We start from the raw sequence: 24,859 nt of genomic DNA, 5'->3' as shown, positions 1-24,859 counted from the left end.
GGCATGGTTGAGGACCTCTCGGCCAGCGTCCGCGACTTGTACGCGGATGCCGAGCAGCGGCTGCTCGGCATCATCGCGCGGCAGCTCGCCGACGGGTTCGAGGCCCCGGGATGGGCCACGGCCAAGCTGCGCGACATGCAGGTGCTGCGGCGTGCTTCTCAGAGCGTCGTCGACGCGCTGTCGACCGCGATGCAGCTCGAGGTGTTCGACGTGGTCGCCGAGGCGTACAACGCCGGTGCCCGGGCCGGCCTTGCCGAGCTCGGCGCCCTGGCCGACGACGACGCCCGCCGCATCGCCGAATCCACCCCCAATACGCGGGCGGTTGACCGCCTCGCGCACGAGACTGTCGACCTGGTCGAGCAGACTCACCGCGGCATTCTCCGTGGCGTCGAGGACGGCTACCGGCAGGTTGTTGCCGAGGTCGCCGGTACGCCGCTGCTCGGCGTCGACACCCGCCGCCAAGCCACACAAGCCGCAATGGCACGGTTCGCGGACCGGGGCCTAAAAACCTTCGTCGACCGGGCCGGCCGCGCGTGGTCCATGACCTCGTACGCCGAGATGGCCGTGCGCACAGCCGTGGGGCGCGCTGCGGTCGAGGCGCACGGTGACCGGCTGCGCGCCGCCGGCATGTCCCTGGTGATCGTCTCCAACGCGCCCCACGAGTGCCCCCTCTGCAAGCCTTACGAGGGCAAGGTGCTGTCCCTCGACGGGCCCGACGGCGCCCGTACGGTCGAAGCCGAGCACGCGACCGAGGACGGCACGGCCGTCGAGGTGCGCATCGCCGGCAGCGTCGACGAGGCGCGCAGGGCCGGCTTCCAGCACCCCAACTGCCGGCATTCCCTCTCCGCATACCTGCCCGGGGTCACCCGCGCGCCGGTCGAGCACTCGACGGACCCGGACGGCTACGAGGCATCACAGAAGCAGCGCGCGATCGAACGCGGTATCCGCAAATGGAAGATGCGCGCCGCCGCCGCAGTCGACCCGGACGCGAAGAAAGCGGCCGAGGCCAAGGTGCGGGCCTGGCAGAAGAAGCAGCGCGAGCACCTGGCCGCGCATCCCGAGCTCATCCGGCGCCGGGAGCGCGAGCAGATCGGCGGCGGCAACCTGCCGAGCAAGACGCCGGCCGGGCCGCAGGATGCGGTCGAGGCCGCGCGCGTGCGCTCCGGCGACGACCGCACCCTGCGGGAGATGAGCGACAAGCAGCTCGGCGCGGCGATCCGCTCGGACGTCCTTGATCGGCGCGACCGTGATCGGATCGGCGCCGAGGCCGACCGGCGCGACGAGCAGGCCCTGCTCGACCGCGTCCGCCCCGGCGGGCGCTTGGCCGACAACCTCGCTCAGTTCTCCGACGACGAGCTCGCTCGCGCCTCCGGGCACTTGGGAGACGACGACATGCTGCGCGTCATGGCCGAGATGGACCGGCGCGATGTCGACGCCGCCCTGCCTGGCGCCCGCCGGGACCTGGTCGGCCTTTCCGAGCGCGAGCTCGCCGACCGGGCGCGCCGCGCGGACGGCGCCGAGCGCCAGGCCCTCGACGCCGAGGCGCACCGCCGGCACCTGCTCGGCAGCGTCTTGCCCGGCGGCCGACTGTCCGCGGATCTCTCGAGCATCGGTGACGACGTCCTCGGGTGGGCGATCCGCTACGCCCGGGACGACGACGCCGTGCGCATCGCCGAGGAGCTCGACCGCCGGTATCCGCCGGCCCCGATGCCGCGCGCGGCCGGCGCCCACACCGTCGAGGGACAGCTCGCCGACCGCGCCGCCATCGACGAGATCCTCGGCCCTGCCAGCGACCCGGACGACTGGGCGCACCTGGCCGAGGACCTGCCCGACGACCCATACGAGGGCATGTCCGCGGCCGAGCGCTGGATCGCCGAGCGCGAGACCGAGCAGCAGATGCAGCGCACCGCCTACACCCGCGCGCAGGTACAGGAGATGTACCGCGAGCACGTGTACGCGCAGTACCTCGCCGCCGAGGATGAGCTGCGCGGCGTGCTGCTGTCCCGCGAGGCCGACGCCGCCGGCATCGACCCGATCAGCCTGTTCACCGGGCCGGCACACGTGGCGTACGCCCGGGCTTCGGAAGAACTCAAGCGCTGGTGGGCCCAGCACCCGCGCACTACGCTTGCCGAGTACACCGAGAAGATCACCGGGGTGCGCAGCTCGGCCGCGGATATCGCCCGGGCCCGGCGCACCGATCACGACAACAAGCTCTGACGTCGAGGGAGTTCGCATCGTGGCTGAGCGGGCCGACATCGTACGGGCCATGCAGGATGGCCGCCGGGCCGGCGCCGAGCGCGTCCGGCCGACCGCCTGCCCGTATCCGGCCGGCGACCTGCGCCGGTCCGCGTGGCTGCGCGGATACGCTGCCGCCCGCCCCCTGCCCGGCGAGGGCGCGGCCGAGTAGCCGCAGCCCCCCTCGAACCCTTCACGCGCCCGCCACACGGCGGGCCCTTTTTCATGCCCGCACACAGCCCGGAGGGCCCGTTTCCCATGTCCGACCCCACTTCGACCAGCACCGCAACGGGCGCCGAGACCACGCTCACGCCCGCGCCGCCGACACCGTCCGCGGCACCGTCGGCGCCGGAACCGGCCGCCGCACCGGCGACGGATCCGGCCGCCGAAAAGCAGCTCGCCGAGGCGCAGCAGCGCGCCGACGCCGAGGCGGAGCGCGCCGGCCAGTTGCAGTCCGCACTCGACGCGGTGAACAAGGCGCTCAACCCTGACGCCGACGGCAGCGAGCAGGACCCGGCCGCGCTCGCCGCCGCCGTGGCCGAGCGCGACAAGCAGCTCGCCGACGCCGCGGCCGAGCTGCGCACAGCCCATGTGGAGCTCGCCGCCTACCGGGCCGCGACCGAGCAGGGCGCCCGCGCCGACCGGCTGCTCAATTCCCGGGCGTTCGTCGACACGCTCGCCGGCCTCGACCCGGCCGACGGAAAGTTCGGCGAGCAGCTCGCCGCGGCGATTACGGCCGCAGTCGAGGCCGACCCCGACCTGTACCGCGCCGTCCCGGCCGGCCCCATGCGGGGCGGCGCGGAGTTCAACGGCGCCCCCGGCGCGCCTCGCACGCCGGCCACCCTTCGCGACGCCATCGCCGCCCGGCTTGGCGCCTAACCCTCTGGAGTACCGCCTATGGCGATCACCCTTGCCGACGCCAAGCTCAACACGCAGGACGACATCGACCTGATGGTGATCGACGAGTTCCGCAAGTCCTCTTGGCTGCTCGACAATCTCACATTCGACGACGTCGTGAACCCCGCCGGGGGCGGCGCGACGCTGACGTACGGCTACACCCGTCTCGTCTCCGAGCGTGCCGCCGCGTTCCGCCAGCTCGGGACCGAGTACGGCACCGAGCAGGCCAAGCGCACCCGCGCGACCGTCGACCTGTCGGTGCTCGGTGGCGCGTTCGAGATCGACCGTGTGCTGTCCAACCTCGGCCCCGCCGCCACCGCTGAAGTCACGTTCCAGATGGGGCAGACGATCAAGAGCGCGCGGGCGTTCTTCTCCGATCAGGTCATCAACGGCACGCGCAACACCGCGACCGCGACGGGCTTCGAGGGGCTGTCCAAGGTCCTCACTGGCACCGCCACGGAGTTCAAGGCCGCGGCCGACTGGTCGACGCCGGCTGATCAGGGCGCCGCGCACAACGCGCTCGACTCCCTCGACGAGTTCCTCGGCCTGCTCGACGACACCCCCTCTGCCCTGCTCGGCAACAAGAAGACGATCGCGAGGATTCGCTCGCTTGCCCGCCGGGCCGGCTACTACAGCCGCACCGAGAACGCGTTCGGGCAGACCGTCGAGGCGTACAACGGCATCCCGTTCATCGACCTGGGGGCCAAGGCCGGCACCGCCGATCCCGTGATCGGCGTCGACGGCAAGACCGGCGTAACCGACCTGTACGCGGTCCGCCTCGGCCTCGACGGCTTCCACGGTGTCTCGACCGTGGGCGGGGGACTCGTGCGGCAGTGGCTGCCCGACTTCACCACCGCCGGCGCGGTCAAGCGCGGCGAGGTCGAGCTCGGCCCCGTCGCCGTCGTCCTCAAGGCCACCAAGGCCGCAGCTGTGTGGCGCGGGATCAAGGTGCAGCCGGCGGTCGCCTAATGCGGCGCCCCTACGCCACCCCCGAGCAGCTCGCCGCCTGGCTCGGCCGGCCCGCGCCGGCCGACGCCGAGCGGCTGATCGCCCGGGCAAGCGAGGACGTCGACTCGGCGCTGCTGACGGCGGTGTACCCGGTCGACGACGACGGCGACCCGCTCGAGCCGCGCATCGCGCAGGCCCTCGCCGACGCCACGTGCGCGCAGGTCGAGTACCAGCTCGCCACCGGCGATGACGGCACCGGCGCCGGCGGCGTGTGGGACTCCGTCTCGATCGGCCCCGTGAGCCTGTCCGGCCGAGCCTCGCGCACGACCGGCGCCTCGGGTGTCGAGCTCGCCCCGCGCGCCGACCGGGCCCTGCGCCGCGCCGGCCTCGAACCGGGCCGGGTGATCGCGTGGTGACTCGCGTTCCGCCCGCCCTGCTGCGCCACCGCATCAGCGTCGAGCCGTACGTCGGCGAGGGCGCGTACGGCGCCCAGCATGGGCACGCAATCTCGGACGTGCCCGCGCTCGTCGACGAGCAGCCGCGGCTTGTCCGCGCCCCGGACGGACGGCAGGTCACCGCGTCGGCGACGCTGATCGCCGGGCCGACGCTGGACTGCCCACCCGGATCCCGGGTCACCTTGCCGAGTGGTCGCGTCACGACCGCGATCACCGTCGCCCACCACACCGCGCCGGGCCTGCCCGTGCCCGCCTGTACGGAGGTGGCCTGCGAGTGAGCCAGTCCGTACGCGTCCAATGGCACGGCCAGGCCGCAACCGAGCTCATGCGGCGCGCCGCCGCCCGCGGTCTGCTGCTCGGCGCCGAGCACACCCTCGCCGCTTCCCGACAGCGTGTACCGATCGCCGAGGGCACCCTCGAACGGTCAGGAGCGGCGTCCGTCGACGAGCAGCAGCTCGTCGCCGCCGTCAGCTACGACACCCCATACGCCCGCCGGGTGCACGAGGACATGACCGCCCGGCACGCCCCTGGCCGGACGGCAAAGTACCTCGAGTCAGTGCTGCCAGAGGTCTCCGCCGAGGTGCAGGCACTGATCGCCGCGCAGGTCCGGCGCGCACTGGGCGGCTGACGTGTCGTACACGACCGACCTCCTCGACGGTCTCGCGCGCCTACTCGACGCCGCTGGCGTCGGCACCTACCGGCCCGAGGGCGCGTACGCCCCGGACGAGGTGGCGATCACCATCGCCACCATGCCGCCGGCGCCCGACCGCGTCGTCTGTCTGTCCGCCTACGTGGTCGCCGACTCCTCAGTGCTGACCGACACCACCACGGGCGTGCAGGTGCGCACCCGGGCGGGCGCGGATCCGCGCGAGGTCGACCGCCTCGACGACGCCGCGTACGACGCCCTGCAAGGTGTCGCTATGTCCCAATTTGGCGCCGCGTGCGTGCAGCTCATCACTCGCAGCTCCGGCGCGCCCATCGGCGCGGACTCCGCCGACCGCATGGAGCGCTCATCCAACTACCGCGTACTTGCGCACCGCGCGCACCCACGCCTCGAATAGGAGGGCACCCCTTTTGACTACGCCGACACCGCCGGCCGAGACCGTTACCGCGCTCGCGCGGCGGTATCGGCTCGAGCTCGATATGGGCACGAGCGGTACGCCGAATTGGACCCTTGTCCCCGGCGTCACCGAGTTCACCCCGAAGATTGAACCCACGCAGCAGGACGTCACCTCGTACGACGCGGACGGCTGGTCCGAGCAGGCGGTAACCATGCTCGCGTGGTCCGTCGAAGTCACGATGGCGCATCGCGCACACCCGGTGACCGGGAAGTTCAATGCGGCGCAGGAAGCGCTCAGGAAGGCGTCGATGTCGTTCGGCGCCGCCTCGTACGTACGCGTCCGGTACTTCGACCGCACCGGCCAGGACGACGCGCAGGAAGGTACCGCGCTGGTGACGTGGGAGCCCGACGGCGGTGGCCCGGACGAGATCGACTCGATCAAGGTCACGCTTACCGGGTCGGGCCCGCTGGTGCAGATCACGAACCCGGTCGCCGGCACCCCGCCCAAGACCGTGGGGGGTGGTAGCTGATGGCGTTCGAGGCCCTCGGCGAGCTGCTCGACGAGACTCTCGCCCTGCCGGTCGCCGGCACGGTCTACACCGTCCCCGCGCCGTCCGCCGAGGTCGGTCTGCGGGTACAGAAGCTCGTTCACGCTGCCGCGGTCGCTGCCGACGGCGGGCGCGTCGACGAGACCATGCTCACGGACGCCGGCGAGCGCGACCTGTACGGGGACGTCCTCGGCGATGCTTACGGGGCGATGATCGCCGACGGCGTGAAGTGGCCCGCGCTCAAGCACGCGGCGATTACGGCCGTGGTGTGGATCTCGCAGGACAAGGCCGCGGCCGAAAGCTACTGGAACAGCGGTGGCGACCCTTCTCGGATGGCCCCGAACCGGGCGGCGCGCCGCAGCCGATCGGCCGGGGCGAGCTCGACCCCGAATCCGGCCTCTACGAGTGGTACGAGTGGCCGGAAGGCCACCGGCCGCGCAAGGCCGCGGCCGGCCCGTCGCTGACGTGGCCGCAGATCCTCGCCGAGTGGCCCCTCGTCGAGGCTGACCTGCACGAGATCTACGGCATCGACGCCGGCGACCTATCCCTGCTCCGCGCCCGCTCGTGGCGCTGGCTCCGCGTGCGCATCCTCGGCCTGCTCAGCGCCGAATCGCGCCTCGCCCGCGTGCTCACACCCCCGCCCGATCCCGCCATCCCCAAAGGGGGTGGTGTTCCCGCCCGGAGGTGATGCACGGTGACCCTCCGCGTGGGCGAGCTCGCAGCAACCCTCACCGTCGACGGCAACCAGGTAGCACCCGGCATGCAGCGCGCCGAGGGAGAGGTGCGCTCCGGCGGGGCGCAGATCGCCGCGGCCGCCGACCGCGCCGGCCAGCAGGCCGGCCAGGAGCTCGGCGACGGCGTCGCCGAAGGCGCCCGCGCCGGTGGTGAGAAGGCATCCAACGCGATCCGGTCGGGCCTGTCGAAGATCGGCGCGGCGGTGGCCGGTATCAGCATCGGCGCCGCGCTCATGGGCGGGATCGGACAGGCCCTCGATCAGGGCAAGATCGCCGGCAAGCTCCGCGCGCAGATGGGCGCTTCGGGGCCGGTCGCCGCGGAGTACGGCAAGGCTGCCGGCGCACTGTACTCCTCGGCCGTCGTCGACTCGGTCGAGGACGGCGCCGAGGTCATGCGCGGCATCGCGCAACAGGGTCTCCTGCCGCCCGAAGCGACGCAGAACCAGATTCAGACGATGGGCCGCAAGGTCGCTGACACCGCGTCCGTCATGGGCGAGGACGTCAGCAAGGTGTCGCGGGCCGTCGGCACCATGCTGAAAAACGGCCTCGCGAAGAACGCTGATGAGGCTATGGACGTGCTCGTCAAGGGCACGCAGAACGGGACCAACGCCGCTGAGGACTTGCTCGACACCTACAGCGAATACCCGACCGAGTTCCGGCAGCTCGGTCTCGATGCTCAGACGTCTATGGGTCTGCTGTCGCAGGGGCTCAAGGGCGGTGCGCGAGACGCTGATGTCGTCGCGGACGCATTGAAAGAATTCACCCTGCAAGCGCAGGGAATGAGCGATACCACCACGCAGGCGTATACCGACCTCGGCCTGTCGGGCGAGAAGATGCAAGAGGTCTTCCAGAAGGGCGGACCTGCCGCCGGGAAGGCTTTCGAAGAGGTCATCACCAAACTCCGGGCCGTCCAGGATCCTGCCAAGAAATCGCAGATCGCCCTCGGGCTTTTTGGCACGAAGTTCGAGGATATGCAGCAGGCGATTTACGCCCTCGACCCTGCGCACGCCGTCGAGGCACTCGGCAAGGTGAAGGGTGCCACCGACGCCGCGGGCGACGCCATGCGCGACAACGCCGCAACCAAAGTCGAGGTCTTCAAAAGAGCCGTAGAGCAGAAGTTCGTCAACTTCCTTGGAAGTCAGGCTATCCCGGTCATTGAAAAACTGGCCGATTGGGTCGGGGCGGGCGGACTCGGAAAGGCGTACGAGCAGGGAAAAACCTTCATCCAAGAGCACGCAACCGAGTTGACTATCGCCGCCGGCGTGATCACGCTCGTGATGCTGCCGACTCTCGTACAGCTCGCGACGCAGGCCACAACCACCACGGCCGCTGTGGTCACAGGGTGGGTGACTCAGGGCGCGGCCGGCATCGCTGCCGCGGCCCGGCTTATCGCGGTAAACACACTGATCATCGGCGGTTGGGCACTACAGGGCGCCGCGGCGGCGGGGGCCGCGCTGAGTGTGGTCGGCTCGTGGATCCTCATGGGCACGCAGGCCACGATTCAGGCGCTCCGGATGGCTGCGGCCTGGCTGCTCGCCATGGGCCCAATCCCCCTGATCATCGCGGGAATTGTCGGCCTCGTCGCCCTGATCGTGGCGAACTGGGACACGATCAAGAACGCGACGATTGCGGCATGGGATTGGGTCTGGGCCAAGATCAAAAGCGTTGCACAGTTCCTGCTTGACCTATTCCTCAATTTCACCCTCGTTGGCATCATCATCAGCCATTGGGACTCCATACGTTCCGGAACCGTCCGTATCTGGAACGCCATCGTGGATTGGGTCAGGGGGATACCCGGCCTCGTCGTTAGCTTCTTCCTGAACTGGACGCTACCCGGCCTGATCATCAAGCATTGGTCGTCCATCAAGGACGGCACTGTACGCACCGCGGGCGCCATGCTCGACTATGTGCGCAGCCTGCCCGGGCGCATCGTCGGATTCTTCGGTGACTTCGGATCGATGCTGTTCGGCAAGGGGCAGGATCTGATCCGCGGCCTGTGGAATGGCATTGTCGGCATGGGCGGGTGGCTGCGCTCCAAACTCATGTCATGGGCGCGGGACATGATTCCCGGGCCGATCGCGAAAGCCCTCGGCATTCACAGCCCGTCGCGTGTGATGCGGGACCAGATCGGCCGGTTCATCCCGGCCGGCGTCGTCGAGGGCATCAAGGCCGGCGCCCCGGCGATCGACCGCACCATGCGCTCGCTCGTCACCGTCCCGCCCGCCCCGCAGTTCGCGACCGCTGGCGCCCCGGCCATGAGCAACTCGGCCGGAGGCTGGGGCGGTCCCGCTGTGCACATTGAGAACTGGCACGCCGGCGCGGCGTCGGCCGATCAAACGGCCGCGGCGCTGCTGTGGCACGCGAAGTCGAGGGGGTGATCGATGGCCCCCGGAGATCGCGTGAGCCTGCCGGGGCACGTGCAGTTCGGCGACGTCCTGCTCGGCCCCGGCACCCCGTACCGATGGCAGTCGCTCAGCGGGTGGGAGGACTCCCCCGGCCTCGACAGCGGCACCGTCAACCGCGCCGACGGGCACGGCGCCTACCCGGGCCGCCTGCTTGCGCAACCGCGCACGATCACCCTCGATGGCCTGGTGCTGCGCTCCGAACCGGGCGCCATGGGCACGATGGTGCGGCATCTGGCCGCCGCGACCGCGCTCGGCGACGACGAGCTGCCCCTCGCGATCCGCCTCGACGACGCCGAGCCGCTGATGTGCTGGGCCCGATGTCTGCGCCGCAGCATCCCCGTGGCCCGGGCCGGCTACCCCGTCGGCGTCGTGGTCGGCGGTGCGCTGCAATTCGAGGCCACCGACCCGCGCCGGTACACCGTCGCCGAGCAGAGCCTCGAGGCCCGCCTACCGCGCCTTGAGCCCGGCCTCGACTGGCACCTCGATCCCGGGCCCGAGTCGCTGCTGTACCCGCTCGACTTCGGCGCACCTGGGGCAACCGGCGCCCTGGCCGTCGTCAACGCCGGCGACGCCAAGACACACCCCACCATCCGTTTCCGCGGCCCTGTCGACCGACCGTCGCTGACCAATGTGGACACGGGCCAGACGCTCGAGTACGACATCGCCCTCGCGGCCGACGACGAGCTGCTCGTCGACACCGGCGCCGGCACGGTCGTACTCAACTCGACGGCGTCGCGGCTCTACACGGTGACTGCGCGCAGCGTGCCCGAGCAGCAGTTCACCCTCGCCCCGGGGACAACCTCGCTGGTCTTCCGCGCGGCCCCCGGTTCCACCGATCCCCGCGCCGCCTGCTCCGTGCGGTGGCGCTCGGCCTACTGGTAAGGAGGCATCCCCATTGACCGTGCGCGCCGCATGGTTGCCCTCGACCGGGCAGACCCGTGCCGACTCCCGTCTCGCTCCCCTCGGTGCCATGGCGCCCGAGTCCGAGCTCGTCACCCGCGACGGCGTGATCGCCGGCGGAAACCCTCTGGCCGCGACTGGTGTCGGCCCCATGCAGGTGCAGATCGGCATCGGCCGGGCCATCGTGCAGGGCACCGCCGCGCAGGGCGCCTATCCCGTCGTCGTCAGCGCTCCGGAAACCCTCACGGTGGCCGATGGCTCGGCCCAATTCACTCGGATCGACTCCGTGGTGCTGCACGTCTACGACGGCCAGTACGACACGAGCCAGCAGACCGCGGTCGCCCTCGAGATCGTGCAGGGTTCCCCGAGCGCCACGCCCTCGCCGCCGACCCTGCCCTCGGCTGTGCTGCGGCTGTGGGACATCACCGTTCCCGCCGGCGCCTCGGCCGGCGTCGGCGGCCTCGACTGGACTCGCGCCCTGGCCGACCGCCGCCGCTTCACCGCGGCGTACGGCGGGATCATCCCCCGCGGCTGGGGACTGGCTTTCGACGGCGCCCACGACGGTCAGTACCGCGACAACGGAGTAACCGGCCTCGAACGCTGGAACGCCGCCACCCGCGCCTGGCTCCCCTACCCCTACGACTCCGGATGGCAGCCCCTCGCCCTGGCACCGGGCTACGGCAACCCCGGGCACGGCATGCCCGCCGGCTGGCGCCGCCTCGGCCCCATGGTCATGCTCCGCGGGCGCATCGGCCCCACCAAGGCCGGCACCACGATTCCCAACGGCGCAACGATCCTGACCCTTCCCGCAGCAATCCGCCCGGCCGGCGGAAAGGAATTCGCGTGGGCGTCTCCCCGTGATCAGAGCAACAAGGCGCCATCGGTGTGCCGGGTTGAAATTCAGCCCGGCGGAGTGGTGCGGACCTATGAGTTTGTCGAGCTCCCGCAGTGGATCAGCCTCGATGGAGTGACCTACACGACCGACTAACTCGCCGCGGGGGGGGTGACATGCTGGCTCCCGCTTATCGGGCGCTCTTCTGCGACCTGCGCACTGATCAACTGCTCGACGCTCTGCCTCTGCAAGGTGTCAGTTTCGACGACTACATCGGAAAGACGGGCGCCGCCTCCGGCACACTGCCCATCCCGAACGCCTCTCTCGCGGAACGGATCCGTATGGCGGTTGTTCCGGGGCGTACGGCGCTTTGGATCGAGCGCGGGCGGGAAATCTGGTGGGGCGGGATCATCTGGACTGCCTCGGTTTCCTCGAACGACCGCGGGTTTGTCTCCATGCAGATACAGGCTGGGAGTTGGGATTCGTATCTTGATCACCGGATCCTTTTCGACTCGCAGATCGCCGCCGGGATCGATCAGTACGACATCGTTCGCTCCTTGATCACTTACGCGCAGTCAACGCCTGGGGGCGATATCGGGATCGAGGTGAGCACGGAGGTTTCGGGCATGCCTCGCGACCGTACGTACAGCCGCTATGACCTCCCTCGGATCCGGGAACTGATCGACCAACTCGGTAAGACCGAGGGTGGTTTCGAGTGGCGCATCGCCTCGTACCGCGACCCACAATCGGGGCGCCGCACGAAACGGCTCGTGCTCGGTGCGCCGATCCGTACGGGCACGTCCGAGATCGTGCTCACCCACCCCGGGCCCGTGCAGTCCTATGCCTGGCCCGTCGACGCCACGACCGTTGCGACCGCGTGGCAGAGCAGGGGCGCGAGCGTCAACCAGAACCAGGCGGCCGAGTCGGTCCCGCTCATGTCCAAACTCCTTGTCGACGACGAGGCCATCGCCGCCGGCCTGCCCCGCTTGGACGGCTCAAGCGACTACCAAACGGTGATCACGCCGGACGTGCTCGACAACCACGCCCGCGCCGACTACGCGCGCGCCCGCGCGCCTCGCACCATCCCCGAGATCACGGTGCTGATGGACGGCTCGATCACGCCGGCCCTGCTCGGAGGCACAATCCGACTCCGTATCCGTGACCTGTGGTGGCCGAACGGCCTCGACGAGCGCTATCGCATCGTCGGCCTTGCCGTCAGCCCGCCCCAGCGCGGCCGGCCCGAAACCGCCCGCCTCTTCCTGGAGTCCGCGTAATGGCAGCAGTTCCCCTTGACCTCCTCGACCGAATCCGCGAGCTCGAGCGCCAGGTGCGCGAGCTCGCAGGAAGAAGCCAGATCCGGCCCGCCATGAACCAGGTACAGAAGGGCGACATCAGGATCGGCGAGGGCGGCACCCTCGGCGTATACGCCCCCAACGGATCCCAGATCCTTGGCGTGGGCCGGTGGCCAAATGGCGAGTACGGCCTGCACTTGGGCCGCCAGAACGGTACGTCCGCACTGACCATTCGGGTTGGCAACGACGACAACATCCCGCAGCCGCTTCGCCTTTGGGATGCGAAAGGAAACGAGATCTGGGCCGACGATGTACGTACGGGAGGCATCGCCTTCCCGTACCTCGGCCTACTCCCGCCACAGGCCAGCAGCCCTACCTTGTGGCCACGTACGAGCAACAGCGATTTCTCTCTGATCGCACAATCCTTCAATTCCGTTTGGCAGCCCAAGATTCGCCTTTTCATGCACACGGCTGCGGACAGTGGAACGAATGGTGAAGTGCGTGTACTCGTGGGCGGAAAGGTATGGGGGCCGACCGTAAAGGTCGGCGACGTATTTGACTACGTCGGCTTTACCGGAGCCGACCCCGGTGCCCTTGTTGAAATCACCGTCGAGGCCCGCCGCACCAGCGGGACGGGATCCGTCTACGCCCAACCCAAAATGCTCTACGGCCGCGAGACGTAACCCACGAAGGAGGGGGTTTCCCTGCTCCCCGAATCCATACCTACAGTCACGGTGCGCGGGCGCTTTCTCAGTCCCGACGGGCGCCCACTCTCCGGCAACGTGACCTTTCGCTATCAGTCACAGCTCACGTTCCCCGAGGCCGACGTCATCCTCGGCGGCCCGGTCATTGCTCCGCTCGACGCTCAAGGGCAGATCGAGGTCACCCTGCCTGCCACGGACGCCCCCGGCATGGACCCCGCCGGCGGATCGATCACCGTCACCGAAGCACTCTCGGGCATCCCGGCCGGCCGTAGCTATCAGCTCCTCCTACCGGCAAAGCACCCGCTCGTCGACCTCGCCGACGTCGCCCCCACCGATCCCACCAAGCCCCAGTACGTACCCGTAGAAGGCCCACGCGGCGAGCGGGGCGAGCGCGGCCCGTCCGCGTACGAGGTCGCCCTCGCCGAGGGATACGTCGGCACCCGTACCGAGTGGCTGGCGTCGCTCGTCGGCCCCCGAGGCACCACCGGCCCCCAGGGCGACCGCGGGCCAGCCGGCCCGCAGGGTTCGCCCGGCGTCGTCCAGTCCGTCAACAACATCTCCGCCGCGGCGATCACCCTCACCGCGACGCACGTCGGCGCTATCCCCGCCGCCGCGGCCGGCGCCGCCGGCGGCGTGGCCACCCTCGGGGCCGACGGCCGAGTGCCTGCTGCACAACTCCCCTCCTCAACCGGCGGGGGCGCGGTCGAGTCCGTCAACGACCGCACGGGCCGCGTGCAGCTCGACGCCGCAGCAGTCGGCGCGGCACCCGCCGCTCACACCCACACCGCCGCTCAGGTCGGCGCCATCGCCACCACCGCCCGCGGCGCGGCGAACGGCGTCGCCGCGCTCGACTCGGCCGGGAAGGTGCCGGCCGCGCAGCTCCCGGTCGCAGCGCCAGCGCTTCCTGGGGTGTGGCTGCCGGACGACTACGGGCTGCGCGCGTGGGCGTATGACCTGCACACGACGTCGCGCACCCCGGGGGACTCGCCGAGCGAGGCCGGCCGGTTGTACCTCGTGGGCGTACCGCTCCGCGCATCGGCCACGATCAGCAAGATTGCCGTTCATGTGATGGGCTACGACAAGCCCAATTCCGGCGTCACGGCCGCGTACCTGGGGATCTACGACAAGAGCCTCGCCCGGGTGGCCGCCACGGTGAACGTGACCGCGTCCCTTCCCGAGACGCACAACATCGGTGGCCAGATGGCCCTGCTGCCGCTGTCTACGTCGGTCAGTCTCGCCGCCGGTAGCTACTACGTAGCGATCCTGATCAAGGGCACTGGCGCGTCGGTGCCGTTCCTCGCGGCAACAAACTGGGGCGCGAGCGCGACGACGTCCGGTGCCCGCGCGGCCGACGTCAACGGCGTGCACCGGTGGCTACAGACCTCGTCGACCACCCTTACGACTCTGCCGGCGCAGCTCGCGCTCGGCGACTTCGCCGAGGCGAGCACCTGCTATTGGGCCGGCATTGGCTGAGGCCCCCCAATTTCATCAACCCCCACCCCGCCCGGATCACCGGAGCGGGGCTTTTTCATGAGGAGACAACTGGCATGGCTTGGTACCCCCGCGCACAGCGCATGGAAGTGCAGCCCGAGAGCGATGATCAGCCGGCCATCGATCCGACGCAGGTCATCTTTCACAGCATCGCGGCGCCGTGGTCGCCGCGCAGGACGTACGAGTACTGGCGCGACTCGACCTTTCTCGAAAGCCACTTCGGCGTCGGGTACGACGGCACTATCGCCCAGTACATCGGCACGGAAACCCGGGCTGACGCGAACTACCTCGCGAACCGGCGCAGCGACGGCACCGGCGCCGTCAGCGTCGAGACCGCCAGCAACGATGACGCCTCCGACCCGTGGACCGAGGAACAGGTCGAGACGCTTATTCAGCTCGGGGCGTGGATGCACCAGCGCCACGACATCCCCCTGCGCATCTGCCGCTCCGCGAGCGACCCCGGTTTCGGCTTCCACCGGCTCTATGCCCCGTGGAGCGACGGCGGCACGGACTGCCCTGGCGATCAGAGGGTGCAGCAGTTCTACGACGTCGTGTTCCCCGGCATCGTGAAGGCGGCCAGCGGTACCCCGGCGCCCGCCCCGCAGTACGAGCCATACCCGGGCGAGGAGTGGCTCAAGAGCTACCCGACGTCGCCCGTCATCACCGCCATGGGCGAGCGCCTCGTCGAAGAGGGGTGCGACGCCTACGAGATCGGCCCCGGCCCCGAGATGACCGATGCGGACGTCGAGTCCGCTCGCCTGTTCCAGATCAAGTTGGGCGACGCTCTCGAGTTCTGCGACGGATGGCTCGGCCCCCGTCAGTGGGCGGCGCTCAAGGTACCGAAGGTCTGACCCCTACCGAGAGGAACCCCCATGACCGATGCATCCCGCCACACCATCCGCACCGTGGTGCAGACAGCCGTCGCCCTAGCCGTACTCCTACCCGCCATCGTCGACGCCGCCGGCATCCCCCGCGCCCTGCCGTGGGTCGCCGGCGCCCTGGCCATCGCCGGTGGCCTCGCCCGCGTGATGGCCCTGCCCGGCGTTCAGGCACTCATGCCCGGATGGCTGCGCACCGCCCCCGACCGCGACGCCGAGCTGCGCGCGCTCGACCGCCCGCGGGACGGCACCCGGTGACCACTCCCCCGCCCGACCCGACCCCGGTCGCGCTCGAACTCGAGCGGCTGCACCGCAGTGTCGAGGTAGGGTTCGCGCGCCTCGACGGACAGCTCGCGCTGCTCGTCCAGCGCAGCGACCAGACCGACAACCGGCTCGTCGACCTCGACGCCCGCGTCGACGAGCTCGAACGCGCTCGTTGGCCCCTGCCGAGCGTGGCCGCCGTGGTCGCGCTCGCAGCGCTGCTCCTGTCCCTCTGGCAGACGATTGCCCACTGACACGTAGACGCGCCCCCGGTGCCGGCCTTGTGCCGGCGCCGGGGGCGCTTTTTGTCGTTGGGGGGCGTGCAGCAGGGCCCGGTCGACAGCCATCGACCGGGCCCTGCGTTCGGGGATTCACCGGGCGGGATGCCTCTGCGGCTGCCGGCGCGGGAGTCTCCCCGGTCCTATACCGCCCGCCCCCTCGTGACCGGGTGGTGTAGGACGAATGCGGCGCCATGAGCGGCGCGCTCGGCGGGCGTGCCGCCGTTGTCGACGGCCTCGGGCAGCGAATTTCCTCTCGTCCTCGATCGAGGCGAGGACCGTCACCGTCACGGGCTCCTGGTAGCAGTGGCACCGGTACCGCTTCCCGGGACTACCGATCGGGGGCGGGGTGAAGCCGCGGTGCGGATCGGGCAGCAGCCACCAGAGCAGGAGCAGCAGGAAGAGAAGGGCCGTCAGGGCAAGGACGACACTGCCGACGACGACGGGCCCAGGATCAGCGGCGCGCATGGGACGCCCCCCTGTTCATGAGGGATGAGCGGCGGCAGACGAGCGACCGCAGGCGCCGCGCCACACGCGCGATCCGCGGCTCGGAGGGGGCCACTTCAAGGCCAACGTATTCGGCGAGCTCGTAGGCCAGATCACGGGCCAGTGCCGGCGTGAGCTCCACCATCAAGCGAGCATCGAAGTAGAGCCAGTACACGCGGTTTGTGCGCCAGCCCACGTGGCTCAGGCTGAATCGCTGAGGCTTGATCACGCGGCCCCCTCGGAAGGCCGGCGCAGCTTGAACCACGTGTGCTTGCCGAGGACGTTGGCGTCTCGGCTCCATGTCCAGGTCACTCCGGACGCGTGCGCGAGGAGCTCTAACAGCCTCAGCCGGTGGTGCCCCTCAGTGGTGCGACGCTCACGGCGGCCCCGCATCTGGGCTGAGGTGGTGTCCGTTCCCACCGAGACGAATAGGACCGACGCGCTCAGAGCGGCCCGGACCTCGATCGGGCCACCGATGCGGGGAATCATGTGCGTGACCGCGTCGGACACGCACACACGGGCATCGTCGACGAGCTCGGGCTGCCCGTTCGCGGCCAGGAAGGCCGCTATGCGGTCGCGGGCGATCTTGGGCGCCTGCCAGTCCGGCGGCGCGGTGAACTTGATTGATAACTGTCCGGTGGGGCGGGGACGGCTTGGCGTCGTTGTACACACAGGTGTCTCCCAACGTCGTGGCGCACCACCGTCACGTCGTCCGTGGCTCGGCCGCCCCCGGGGCACCCTCAACTGGGCGCGCGGCGGCTGCACTTCGGATCTTCCCGACGCGCTGCGCGGTGCTACGAGGAAGGTAGTGGCAACCATTCTCCGGAGCAACCTTTTCCACACGCCTGGTGCCGCCAGTGGACCCGTGACACCGTTAGCGGGACACTCGCATCAACCAGGGGAAGGGACACATGCCACCACGGGACAACCCGACTGCTCGCCAGGCGCGATTGGGGATCGAGCTACGCAAGTTGCGAGAGCGTGCCGGCAAGACTGCGCGCGAAACCGCCGGGCTGCTGTCGACAGATCAGGCCAAGATCAGCAACATCGAGGCCGGTCGGATCGGTGTCAGCGAAGAGCGAATCCGCCGCCTTGCCGTTTTCTACATGTGCAACGACGCGCCGCTCATTGACGCCCTGTGCGCAATGGCCCGTGAACATCGTGGCCAATTTTGGTGGGATGACTACCGAGGCATCCTTGCTCCGGGATTCCTTGACATTGCGGAACTTGAACACCACGCAACCTCACTGACTTCGGTGCAGAGTGTCACCATCCCGGGCTTGCTTCAAACCGAGGAGTACGCCCGAGCGCTTTTCAGCGCCGCCCACCTGAAGCTTCCGCCCGAAGAAATCGAGGCGCGCGTCGAGCACCGCATGCGCCGACAAGAGATCATGCAGGCGGCGACGCCCCCACCGGTCGACGTCACCATCCATGAAGCCGCACTGCGGATGCGCTTCGGCGGGCGCAAGGTGGCACGCAACCAGCTCGAACACCTGATGGATGTTGCCACACATCCCCAAGTAACCGTACGCGTAATCCCTTTCACTAGCGAGGGTTTCATCGAGGTCACGCATCCCGTGCTTTACGCGGGCGGCCCTGTCCCTCAACTAGATACGGTGCGCATCGACATGCCGTTCGGCGGCCGATTTCTCAACACCGAGGCGGAGCTACTTCAATATCGCGAATTGATCACTATTGCCGAAGAGGCCGCCCTCGACGTTGAAGAGTCGAGACAATTCATTCGACACATCGCCCGAGACCTATGAGAGACCGCTGAAAATGAGTGCAGAAATACGCTGGCAGAAGTCCTCTTTTTCCGGGGCCGGCGGGGAGGACTGCATCGAGATCGCTGAACTCGATGGCGAGATCCTTATGCGGGAGAGTGACCACCCGAACACGGTTGCGAGCTTTGGGCGTGACACCCTTGCCACGCTCCTCGTTCGAGTGAAGGATGGCAATCTCGTCCGTTTCGCGGACTGACGGCCTCCAACCCCCGCCACCAGCCCCCTTCCTCTGCCGTTGGGGGCTTTGTCATATGCCAATCATCAAGGGTGCCCCGGAGCACCCTTGCCGACGCTCTTGCCCGGCGCTACGTTCTCCCCCTGCACCGCCGCGCCGGACGGATGCCCGGCGAGACCGCGTCCTGCGCCCGGTGTAACTCCCGCACTGCTATGGAGGGTTGAGCGGGAGTCCCCCGAAGCTCTCTCCCCCTGCCCCCTTCCCTGTCGGCAGGGGGAGAGAGCCCCAGGTTCAAGGGAGCGCGCAGGGCAAATGACACGGGCGGCAGAGAAGGCAAAGGCAGCAGTAGCAGCGGCACTTGCAGCAGATGCGGAAAGAGCCGACGAGGGGTGCCGGCGCGTGCTCGGACAAGCCCTCGTCACCAACCGCCACGGGCACCCCCTCATGGTGACCCGCCCCTCGGGCGCCCTTGAACTGCCGGGCGGCGAATCCAAATTGGAGGAACCGGCAGTAAGGCCCGCCGCCTACAGTCTGCGCCGCCTCGGACTCCGCATGACGCCCGGCCCCCTCCTGGCCGTCGACCACATGGAAGCGATCCCGCTCGGCGCCATGGGTGACCGCTTCACCTTCATTTTCTACTGCGGACAGCTCACTGACTCCGAGGCTCACGCCCTCCTCGCCGGCCCACTACCGGACGACGTGACCGGACTGGCGTTCTTGAACCCGATCTACCTTCACCCGACGCTGACCGGGTACGACCGACGGTGCCTCGACGCTGCACTCGCAGCGCTCAAGAACAAGACCGGTGCCCCCTACCTGCGCAACGCGCTTCGGATCACTCAACCCCTTTCCCTGCCCGCCTGACGCACGACTGCACCCTCGCCTCGGAGGATCCATGCACGCAGTCATCGCAAGCCCCCAGGAAGCCACCCGCGTCATCGTCCGACCCGGTGCACGGGCCGGCATGCGGATACCCCACGCCCTCTATCAGGAACTCGCCGCCGCGGTCGACGCCTGCCTCGACGTCCCCCCATGGCTCGTGGACGCCGCGAACACCGCATGGGGCCTCGACCTCGCCGGCAAGCGCAGCGACGACGCCGTGCTCGTTCGCCCGGTGACCGCCCTCGGGTACAGCCGCGCCACGTGGGAAATCAACCTCGGCTGCAACTTCGCCTGCGCGCACTGCTTCCTCGCCGCCCGCCCCTTCGACGGCCTCTCGCTCGACGACAAGCTGCACATGCTCGCCATGCTCCGCGACGCCGGCGTGCTCTGGCTCCAGATCACCGGCGGCGAGCCACTGATCGACCCCCATTTCGCCGCCGCCTACGAGCACGCGTACCGCATGGGGATGATGATCGAGATCCTGTCCAACGGGAGCCGACTGCACCAGCACATCGACCTCCTCACGGACATGCCGCCGCACAAGGTAACCGTGTCCCTCTACGGCGCGACCGCGGACAGCTTCGAGAGCCTCACCCGGGCCAAGGGATCGTTCAAGAACACCATGCGCGGCCTGAGCGCCGCGCGCGACGCCGGCCTGCCCGTCGAGCTCACCATCATCATCACCAAGCACAACGCGCACGAACTCGACGCGATGCGCGCTGTCGCCGAGCAGTACGGCGTCACGCACAAGGAGTTCGCCAACATCTCCCCCACCTACACCGGCGGCCCCGACCCCCTCGCCGCGCAATCCCCCGAGCACCTCGACAAGAGCACCGTCTTTCAGGGCTGCCCCGCCGGCCACACCTTCTTCCACGTCGACCCCCACGGCCGCGCGACCATGTGCAAGATCGGACGCGAGAACCCGATCGACCTCATGACCGACGGGATCGACGGGCTCGTGCGTCTGCCAGCTATCGCGGACGCCCAGATGCTTCGCACCGGTGGCTGTAGCGGGTGCGCACTCTCGGCAACCTGCCGAGTCTGCCGCCCCCTCGCGAAGGCATACCAGGAAGCGAAGGCACCACTGAACACCTACTGTCAGCACGGAAACTGAGGAGACCTCGCATGACCGCTGTAGCAGTGGAGATCAGTCCCCGGCCGGCAACCCTGAACCTCACGCTGGCCCCGCCCCCGCCCGCCGAGCCCGACCCGGCCGGCGTCCTCATCGTCGACGACGTCGAGGCCCTCACCACCGGCTCGACGCCCGGCTGCAACGACGACAACCCGTACCGGTAGACACCCCGTACCGGTAGTCGACAACACCCTGCGCGGGCCCCACAGCGTTCATACGCTGTGGGGCCCGTTCGTCGTCAGGAGACACCTTGCCTACCACCCGGATCACCTTCGAAGAACTCCCCCCCGCCGTGCAGACGGCGGTAGAAGAGCACACCGGCCCCGTACTCAAGATCGAGTCATCGGCGGCCGGCTTCAACAGCGAAATCTCCGCCCGCGTCCACTCCGAGACCGGCACCTGCCACGTCAAGGGACTCCGCAGCGACCACCCCCGCGCATGGACACAGCGGCGCGAGGCCGAGGTCGCCCCCTACCTGTCTGGAGTCGCCCCCGCCCTTCTCTGGCGCCTCGAAACCGAAGGGTGGGACCTGCTCGCCTTCCAGGCCCTCGACGGCCACCACGCCGACTACTCCCCCGATTCCCCCGACCTGCCCAAGGTCGCCGCCACCCTCGAACGCCTCGGCCGCATCCCCTGCCCTGACATCGAACTGCGCCAAGCCGAACAGCGGCTGCACGCCTACGTCGCCCACGAGTCGCACGCCGAACTCTTCGCCGGCCCCGCCCTGCTCCACACCGACCTCAACAACGAGAACGTCATCGTGGACGACGAGCAGGCCCTGCTAGTCGACTGGGCATGGGCCACCCGCGGGGCCCCCTGGCTCGACGCCGCGTACTGGGTGATCTGGCTCATGGCCGCCGGCGGACACTCCCCGGAGTCCGCCGAGGCATGGGCGGCACGCGTCCCTGCCTGGCACACCGCCTCACGAACAGGGATCGCCGCGTTCGCCGCCGCCAACGCGAACATGTGGGAGGAGATCGCCGGCCCCGACCCCGACCCATGGACACAGCGCATGCTCGACGCCGCCCAGCTCTGGGCCGCTCACCGATCCGCCCGTTGATGCCGTCCGCCTGCCACACTCCCCCCTGGCAGGCGGACCCACATCCGGCCCATTCGGCTCAACACCGTGACGTGATGAACGCGCCCACACCCGCCCCCGAGGCTCCACTCGGCTACTGGTTGCGTACGGTTTAGCAAAGGGCTACCTTCCTGGCCCTCTACCTGACCGTCGACCGCGGCTACTCCGCCGCGTACGCCGGTCTCGTCGCCGCCCTGCACGGGCTCGGCCAGGTCTTCTCCTCCCTCGGCGCCGGGGTCATGACCGACCGGCTCGGGCGGCGGCCCACGCTGCTGATCGCCCAGGTCTCCACCGCCGTGACCGTGGCGCTGCTGGGCTTCATGGAGCACCCCGTGGCCATCGCGGGCGTCGCCTTCCTCGTGGGCATGGCGAGCAGCGCCTCCCGTCCGGCCGTCCAGGCCATGCTGGCCGACATCGTCCCCGCGGCCGACCGCGTGCGGGCCTTCGCGCTCAACTACTGGGCCATCAACCTGGGCTTCGCGTTCTCCTCGCTCGCCGCGGGCGTCATCGCCCAGTACAGCTACCTGATCGGCTTCCTCGGCGAGGCGGCGCTGACGCTCATCTGCGCCGTCCTCGTCTACCTCAAGCTCCCCGAGACCCGGCCCGAGCCCGCGCCCGGTGCGGCGGGGGCGGCCGAGGAGCCCGCGATCGGGCTGGGCACGGTGCTGCGCGACCGCCGCTACATGGGCGTGGTCGGGCTGTCCTTCCTGATGGCGCTGATCTTCATGCAGCACACGGTGGCACTGCCGGTGGCGATGGGCGAGGCCGGCTTCTCCAGCAGCGACTACGGCATGGTCATCGCCGTCAACGGCATCCTGATCGTCACCCTCCAGATCCCGGTGACCCGCTTCATCGAGCACCGCGACCCGCGCCGGCTGCTGGTGATCTCCGCGCTGCTGGCGGGGTACGGGTTCGGGCTCACGGCCTTCGCGGGCTCGCTGGCGGCGTACGCGCTGACGATCTGCGTCTGGACGCTGGCCGAGATCGTCAACTCCCCGACACAGATGGGGCTGGTGGCGCGGCTGTCGCCGGTCCACGGCCGCGGCCGGTACCAGGGCGTCTACAGCCTGTCGTGGTCGGGGGCGTCGCTGGTGGCCCCGCTGGCGGGCGGCGCGGTGCTCGACCGCTTCGGGGCGGAGGCGCTGTGGGGCGGGTGCGCGGTGGTGGGGACGGTGGCGGCGGTCGGGTACTGGCTGCTGATGCGGAACCTTCCGGAGGGGGGCGTTGAGGCTGCGGGGCGGAAGGAGACGGCCGCGGAGGCGCAGCCGGAGCCGGAGCCGGCGGCGGCGGCTTGACGGTTCGGCGGGGTGGGTTTCTTTCCCCTGTCCCGCCCCTTCCCGTAACCGGGGGCTCTGCCCCCGGACCCCCGGTCCTCAAACTCCCCCAGCTACCGCTGGGAGGTGCCCCCAGACGGGCTGGAAATCCAGCCCGTCCGGCGTTTGAGGCTGTGCTCCTGGGGCGCAGCCCCAGTCTCGGGAAGGGGCGGGACAGGGGAAAAGTCACCCCTCCCCACGCGTCAGGCGCTCGAACGCCTCAAGATTCCGCGTCGACTCGCCGCGCGCCGTGCGCCACGCGTACTCCTTGCGGATCGCGCTCGCAAAGCCCATCTCCAGCAGCGTGTTGAAGCTCCCGTCCGCATGCTCCAGGACCGTGCCCAGGATCCGGTCCACCTCCTCCGGCGTCACCGCCGCCAGCGGCAGCCGACCCACGAGGTAGATGTCCCCGAGCCGGTCCACGGCGTAGGCCAGGCCGTACAGCTTGGTGTTGCGCTCCAGCAGCCAGCGGTGCACGGCCTCGTGGTTCTCGTCGGGGCAGCGGACGACGAAGGCGTTCACCGAGAGGGAGTGGTTGCCGACGACCAGAGAGACGGTCGTCGACAGCTTGCGCGTGCCGGGAAGCTTCACGACGTACGTGCCGGCGGCCGGGCTCTCCCATTCGAGCCCGGCGTCGCGGAGCGTCCGCTCGATGACGAGGTTCGGGTCAGACATGTGCCGAGCGTAGACGGCTGCGCCGTTCGTTCATCGCCGCGGTGTAAACCTCGGCCGTGGCCGCCGCCGTCACACCCCAGCCGAAGGACTGCGCGTGCCGGGCCGCCGCCGTGCCCATCTCCTCCGCCAGCCGGGGCTCGTCCGCGAAGCGGGCCAGCGCGGTGGCGTAGTCGGCGGGGTCGTGGCCGTCGACGAGGATGCCGCTGACGCCGTCCCGGACGGCCACCGGCAGCCCGCCCACGGCCGCGGCCACGACGGGCGTGCCGCAGGCCTGCGCCTCGGCGGCCACCAGGCCGAAGGACTCGCTGTGCGAGGGCATGACCAGCACGGACGCCGCCCGGTACCAATCCGCGAGCTGCTCCTGCCCGACCGGCGGGCGGAAGCGGACGACGTCGGCGACGCCCAGCCGCGCGGCGAGCTTCTGCAGCCCCTCCGGCTTGCTGAGGCCGCTCCCGCTGGGGCCGCCGACAACGGGCACGACGATCCGCGAGCGCAGCGCCGGCTGCCGGTCGAGGAGGAGCGCGACCGCGCGCACCAGCACGTCGGGGGCCTTCAGCGGCTGGATGCGGCCCGCGAACAGCGGTATCAGCGCGTCGGCGGGCAGGCCCAGCCGCTCCCGGGCCGCGGCCCGGCCGTCGGCGGGCCGGAACCGGTCGAGGTTCACGCCGGGGTGCACGACGGCGACCTTGGCGGGCTCGGCCTCGTAGTGGTGGATCAGCTCCTCGGCCTCGCCCTCGGTGTTGGCGATGAGCCGGTCGGCGGCCCGGACGATCTGCGTCTCGCCGATCACGCGGGCGGCGGGCTCCGGCGTGTCGCCCGCGGCGAGGGCGGCGTTCTTGACCTTGGCCATGGTGTGCATGGCGTGGACGAGCGGCACGCCCCAGCGCTCGGCGGCGAGCCAGCCGACGTGGCCGGAGAGCCAGTAGTGGGAGTGGACGAGGTCGTAGTGGCCGGGCCGGTGGCCCGCCCACGCCTGCATCACGCCGTGGGTGAAGGCGCAGAGCTGCGCGGGCAGCTCCTCCTTGGCCAGGCCCTCGTACGGGCCCGCGTCGATGTGCCGGACGAGCACGCCGGGGGCCAGCTCCACGGTGGGCGGCAGGGCGCCGGTGGTGGCGCGGGTGAAGATCTCGACCTCGATGCCGAGCGCGGCCAGCCGCCGGGCGAGTTCGACGATGTAGACGTTCATCCCGCCCGCGTCGCCCGTGCCGGGCTGGTGGAGCGGGGAGGTGTGCACGCTGAGCATCGCGACGCGGCGCGGACGGCGGACGGGGCCGAGACGGAGCCGCTGGGTCTTGGTGAACGGGCCGAGCGTACGGCCGCGGCGGGCGCCGAGCCGGGATGCGTACTGGCTCACCGTGCGTATCCTCCGTCCGCCTCTGCGGAACAGCCCTCGGGGCCACAGGCCCCCTTCTCAAC

At 70.0% G+C, this 24,859-nt stretch carries 29 protein-coding genes and 1 pseudogene; 26 read left to right on the top strand and 4 right to left on the bottom strand.

The features are described 5' to 3' along the window. Positions 1–3 precede the first annotated feature (3 nt). The 19 genes from AC1Z4A_RS18100 to AC1Z4A_RS18010 all read left to right on the top strand — a co-directional run bounded on the left by AC1Z4A_RS18100 (position 4) and on the right by AC1Z4A_RS18010 (position 15,894). Positions 4–2,217 (top strand): phage minor capsid protein, encoded by a 2,214-nt coding sequence (locus tag AC1Z4A_RS18100; protein ID WP_483680106.1) that lies wholly within the window; start codon positions 4–6, stop codon positions 2,215–2,217. A gap of 19 nt (positions 2,218–2,236) precedes the next feature. Then, the gene (locus AC1Z4A_RS18095) at positions 2,237–2,407 is read left to right on the top strand and encodes an Rmf/CrpP fold protein (RefSeq protein WP_483680104.1); all 171 of its coding nucleotides are present in this window, start codon (positions 2,237–2,239) and stop codon (positions 2,405–2,407) included. Between the two features lie 86 nt (positions 2,408–2,493). Then, positions 2,494–3,114: a hypothetical protein gene (locus tag AC1Z4A_RS18090; RefSeq protein WP_483680102.1), complete on the top strand. Its 621-nt coding sequence runs from the start codon at positions 2,494–2,496 to the stop codon at positions 3,112–3,114. A gap of 18 nt (positions 3,115–3,132) precedes the next feature. Continuing rightward, positions 3,133–4,101, top strand: coding sequence for a major capsid protein (locus AC1Z4A_RS18085; protein WP_483680098.1), 969 nt, complete (start codon positions 3,133–3,135; stop codon positions 4,099–4,101). Continuing rightward, on the top strand, positions 4,101–4,496 hold the full coding sequence (locus tag AC1Z4A_RS18080; protein ID WP_483680097.1) for a hypothetical protein: 396 nt from the start codon (positions 4,101–4,103) through the stop codon (positions 4,494–4,496). Before AC1Z4A_RS18085 ends, AC1Z4A_RS18080 begins: the two co-directional genes overlap by 1 nt. Then, positions 4,490–4,813, top strand: a complete 324-nt coding sequence (locus tag AC1Z4A_RS18075) for a hypothetical protein (RefSeq protein WP_483680095.1) — start codon at positions 4,490–4,492, stop codon at positions 4,811–4,813. The genes AC1Z4A_RS18080 and AC1Z4A_RS18075 overlap by 7 nt, the downstream gene beginning before the upstream one ends. Next, complete coding sequence (locus AC1Z4A_RS18070) at positions 4,810–5,163, top strand: hypothetical protein (protein ID WP_483680093.1); 354 nt, start codon at positions 4,810–4,812, stop codon at positions 5,161–5,163. Before AC1Z4A_RS18075 ends, AC1Z4A_RS18070 begins: the two co-directional genes overlap by 4 nt. Position 5,164: 1 nt before the next feature. Further along, a complete protein-coding gene (locus AC1Z4A_RS18065) occupies positions 5,165–5,596 on the top strand; it encodes a minor capsid protein (protein WP_483680091.1) in 432 nt (143 codons plus the stop codon). A gap of 13 nt (positions 5,597–5,609) precedes the next feature. Next, entirely contained in the window at positions 5,610–6,125 is a 516-nt protein-coding gene (locus AC1Z4A_RS18060) for a phage tail tube protein (RefSeq protein ID WP_483680089.1), read from the top strand. Further along, entirely contained in the window at positions 6,125–6,607 is a 483-nt protein-coding gene (locus tag AC1Z4A_RS18055) for a DUF7426 family protein (RefSeq protein ID WP_483680087.1), read from the top strand. The genes AC1Z4A_RS18060 and AC1Z4A_RS18055 overlap by 1 nt, the downstream gene beginning before the upstream one ends. Before the next feature lie 230 nt (positions 6,608–6,837). Further along, entirely contained in the window at positions 6,838–9,255 is a 2,418-nt protein-coding gene (locus AC1Z4A_RS18050; protein WP_483680085.1) for a phage tail tape measure protein, read from the top strand. Between the two features lie 21 nt (positions 9,256–9,276). Next, positions 9,277–10,164 carry a phage distal tail protein gene (locus tag AC1Z4A_RS18045; RefSeq protein ID WP_483680083.1) on the top strand — a complete coding sequence of 296 codons (888 nt, stop codon included), beginning with the start codon at positions 9,277–9,279 and terminating at the stop codon, positions 10,162–10,164. Positions 10,165–10,177: 13 nt separating this feature from the next. Beyond that, on the top strand, positions 10,178–11,170 hold the full coding sequence (locus AC1Z4A_RS18040) for a hypothetical protein (protein WP_483680081.1): 993 nt from the start codon (positions 10,178–10,180) through the stop codon (positions 11,168–11,170). A gap of 20 nt (positions 11,171–11,190) precedes the next feature. Continuing rightward, entirely contained in the window at positions 11,191–12,288 is a 1,098-nt protein-coding gene (locus AC1Z4A_RS18035) for a hypothetical protein (protein ID WP_483680078.1), read from the top strand. Further along, positions 12,288–12,989, top strand: coding sequence for a hypothetical protein (locus AC1Z4A_RS18030; protein WP_483680076.1), 702 nt, complete (start codon positions 12,288–12,290; stop codon positions 12,987–12,989). Before AC1Z4A_RS18035 ends, AC1Z4A_RS18030 begins: the two co-directional genes overlap by 1 nt. Before the next feature lie 99 nt (positions 12,990–13,088). Beyond that, the gene (locus AC1Z4A_RS18025; protein WP_483680075.1) at positions 13,089–14,483 is read left to right on the top strand and encodes a hypothetical protein; all 1,395 of its coding nucleotides are present in this window, start codon (positions 13,089–13,091) and stop codon (positions 14,481–14,483) included. A 74-nt stretch (positions 14,484–14,557) separates the two neighbouring features. Then, the gene (locus tag AC1Z4A_RS18020; RefSeq protein ID WP_483680074.1) at positions 14,558–15,352 is read left to right on the top strand and encodes an N-acetylmuramoyl-L-alanine amidase; all 795 of its coding nucleotides are present in this window, start codon (positions 14,558–14,560) and stop codon (positions 15,350–15,352) included. Between the two features lie 21 nt (positions 15,353–15,373). Continuing rightward, positions 15,374–15,637: a hypothetical protein gene (locus AC1Z4A_RS18015; RefSeq protein WP_483680073.1), complete on the top strand. Its 264-nt coding sequence runs from the start codon at positions 15,374–15,376 to the stop codon at positions 15,635–15,637. Beyond that, a complete protein-coding gene (locus tag AC1Z4A_RS18010; protein ID WP_483680072.1) occupies positions 15,634–15,894 on the top strand; it encodes a hypothetical protein in 261 nt (86 codons plus the stop codon). Before AC1Z4A_RS18015 ends, AC1Z4A_RS18010 begins: the two co-directional genes overlap by 4 nt. A 478-nt stretch (positions 15,895–16,372) precedes the next feature. On the opposite strand, the gene AC1Z4A_RS18005 is transcribed toward AC1Z4A_RS18010, so the two are convergent. Both AC1Z4A_RS18005 and AC1Z4A_RS18000 read right to left on the bottom strand, forming a co-directional pair. Further along, on the bottom strand, positions 16,373–16,633 hold the full coding sequence (locus tag AC1Z4A_RS18005) for a hypothetical protein (RefSeq protein ID WP_483680070.1): 261 nt from the start codon (positions 16,631–16,633) through the stop codon (positions 16,373–16,375). After that, positions 16,630–17,076, bottom strand: a complete 447-nt coding sequence (locus AC1Z4A_RS18000; protein WP_483680069.1) for a hypothetical protein — start codon at positions 17,074–17,076, stop codon at positions 16,630–16,632. Before AC1Z4A_RS18000 ends, AC1Z4A_RS18005 begins: the two co-directional genes overlap by 4 nt. Before the next feature lie 239 nt (positions 17,077–17,315). Between AC1Z4A_RS18000 and AC1Z4A_RS17995 the strand changes: the two genes are divergently transcribed. The 7 genes and pseudogenes from AC1Z4A_RS17995 to AC1Z4A_RS17965 form a co-directional block, all read left to right on the top strand. Continuing rightward, entirely contained in the window at positions 17,316–18,170 is an 855-nt protein-coding gene (locus AC1Z4A_RS17995) for a helix-turn-helix domain-containing protein (RefSeq protein ID WP_483680068.1), read from the top strand. A gap of 13 nt (positions 18,171–18,183) precedes the next feature. After that, positions 18,184–18,384, top strand: a complete 201-nt coding sequence (locus tag AC1Z4A_RS17990) for a DUF397 domain-containing protein (protein WP_483680066.1) — start codon at positions 18,184–18,186, stop codon at positions 18,382–18,384. A gap of 378 nt (positions 18,385–18,762) precedes the next feature. After that, positions 18,763–19,227 (top strand): NUDIX hydrolase, encoded by a 465-nt coding sequence (locus AC1Z4A_RS17985; RefSeq protein ID WP_483680064.1) that lies wholly within the window; start codon positions 18,763–18,765, stop codon positions 19,225–19,227. Between the two features lie 31 nt (positions 19,228–19,258). Beyond that, on the top strand, positions 19,259–20,359 hold the full coding sequence (locus AC1Z4A_RS17980; protein WP_483680062.1) for a radical SAM protein: 1,101 nt from the start codon (positions 19,259–19,261) through the stop codon (positions 20,357–20,359). 11 nt (positions 20,360–20,370) lie between these two features. Beyond that, positions 20,371–20,541, top strand: coding sequence for a hypothetical protein (locus tag AC1Z4A_RS17975; protein ID WP_483680060.1), 171 nt, complete (start codon positions 20,371–20,373; stop codon positions 20,539–20,541). Positions 20,542–20,627: 86 nt separating this feature from the next. Further along, positions 20,628–21,437, top strand: a complete 810-nt coding sequence (locus AC1Z4A_RS17970) for an aminoglycoside phosphotransferase (protein WP_483680058.1) — start codon at positions 20,628–20,630, stop codon at positions 21,435–21,437. Positions 21,438–21,577: 140 nt separating this feature from the next. Beyond that, a pseudogene (locus AC1Z4A_RS17965) lies at positions 21,578–22,750 on the top strand (MDR family MFS transporter); the annotation flags it as partial. Between the two features lie 204 nt (positions 22,751–22,954). Here AC1Z4A_RS17965 and AC1Z4A_RS17960 read toward each other — a convergent pair. Together AC1Z4A_RS17960 and mshA are read right to left on the bottom strand one after the other, a co-directional pair. Next, on the bottom strand, positions 22,955–23,443 hold the full coding sequence (locus AC1Z4A_RS17960; protein ID WP_483680056.1) for a type III secretion system chaperone family protein: 489 nt from the start codon (positions 23,441–23,443) through the stop codon (positions 22,955–22,957). Next, entirely contained in the window at positions 23,436–24,797 is a 1,362-nt protein-coding gene (gene mshA / locus AC1Z4A_RS17955) for a D-inositol-3-phosphate glycosyltransferase (protein WP_483680055.1), read from the bottom strand. Before mshA ends, AC1Z4A_RS17960 begins: the two co-directional genes overlap by 8 nt. Positions 24,798–24,859 lie beyond the last annotated feature (62 nt).

Source organism: Streptomyces sp. 17_S59 (genome assembly GCF_056930295.1).
The sequence above is the reverse complement of the archived record's forward strand: the minus strand, read 5'-3'. Positions and strand labels throughout refer to the sequence as shown.

Bases quoted from the DNA above. Each gene is read 5' to 3' on its own strand.
- AC1Z4A_RS18100 (WP_483680106.1), top strand. From the start codon at position 4: ATGGTTGAGGACCTCTCGGCCAGCGTCCGCGACTTGTACGCGGATGCC.
- AC1Z4A_RS17960 (WP_483680056.1), bottom strand. From the start codon at position 23,443: ATGTCTGACCCGAACCTCGTCATCGAGCGGACGCTCCGCGACGCCGGG.
- AC1Z4A_RS18030 (WP_483680076.1), top strand. From the start codon at position 12,288: ATGGCAGCAGTTCCCCTTGACCTCCTCGACCGAATCCGCGAGCTCGAG.
- AC1Z4A_RS17990 (WP_483680066.1), top strand. From the start codon at position 18,184: ATGAGTGCAGAAATACGCTGGCAGAAGTCCTCTTTTTCCGGGGCCGGC.
- AC1Z4A_RS18055 (WP_483680087.1), top strand. From the start codon at position 6,125: ATGGCGTTCGAGGCCCTCGGCGAGCTGCTCGACGAGACTCTCGCCCTG.
- AC1Z4A_RS18085 (WP_483680098.1), top strand. From the start codon at position 3,133: ATGGCGATCACCCTTGCCGACGCCAAGCTCAACACGCAGGACGACATC.
- AC1Z4A_RS18090 (WP_483680102.1), top strand. From the start codon at position 2,494: ATGTCCGACCCCACTTCGACCAGCACCGCAACGGGCGCCGAGACCACG.
- AC1Z4A_RS18015 (WP_483680073.1), top strand. From the start codon at position 15,374: ATGACCGATGCATCCCGCCACACCATCCGCACCGTGGTGCAGACAGCC.
- AC1Z4A_RS17975 (WP_483680060.1), top strand. From the start codon at position 20,371: ATGACCGCTGTAGCAGTGGAGATCAGTCCCCGGCCGGCAACCCTGAAC.
- AC1Z4A_RS17995 (WP_483680068.1), top strand. From the start codon at position 17,316: ATGCCACCACGGGACAACCCGACTGCTCGCCAGGCGCGATTGGGGATC.
- AC1Z4A_RS17980 (WP_483680062.1), top strand. From the start codon at position 19,259: ATGCACGCAGTCATCGCAAGCCCCCAGGAAGCCACCCGCGTCATCGTC.
- AC1Z4A_RS18020 (WP_483680074.1), top strand. From the start codon at position 14,558: ATGGCTTGGTACCCCCGCGCACAGCGCATGGAAGTGCAGCCCGAGAGC.
- AC1Z4A_RS18080 (WP_483680097.1), top strand. From the start codon at position 4,101: ATGCGGCGCCCCTACGCCACCCCCGAGCAGCTCGCCGCCTGGCTCGGC.
- AC1Z4A_RS18035 (WP_483680078.1), top strand. From the start codon at position 11,191: ATGCTGGCTCCCGCTTATCGGGCGCTCTTCTGCGACCTGCGCACTGAT.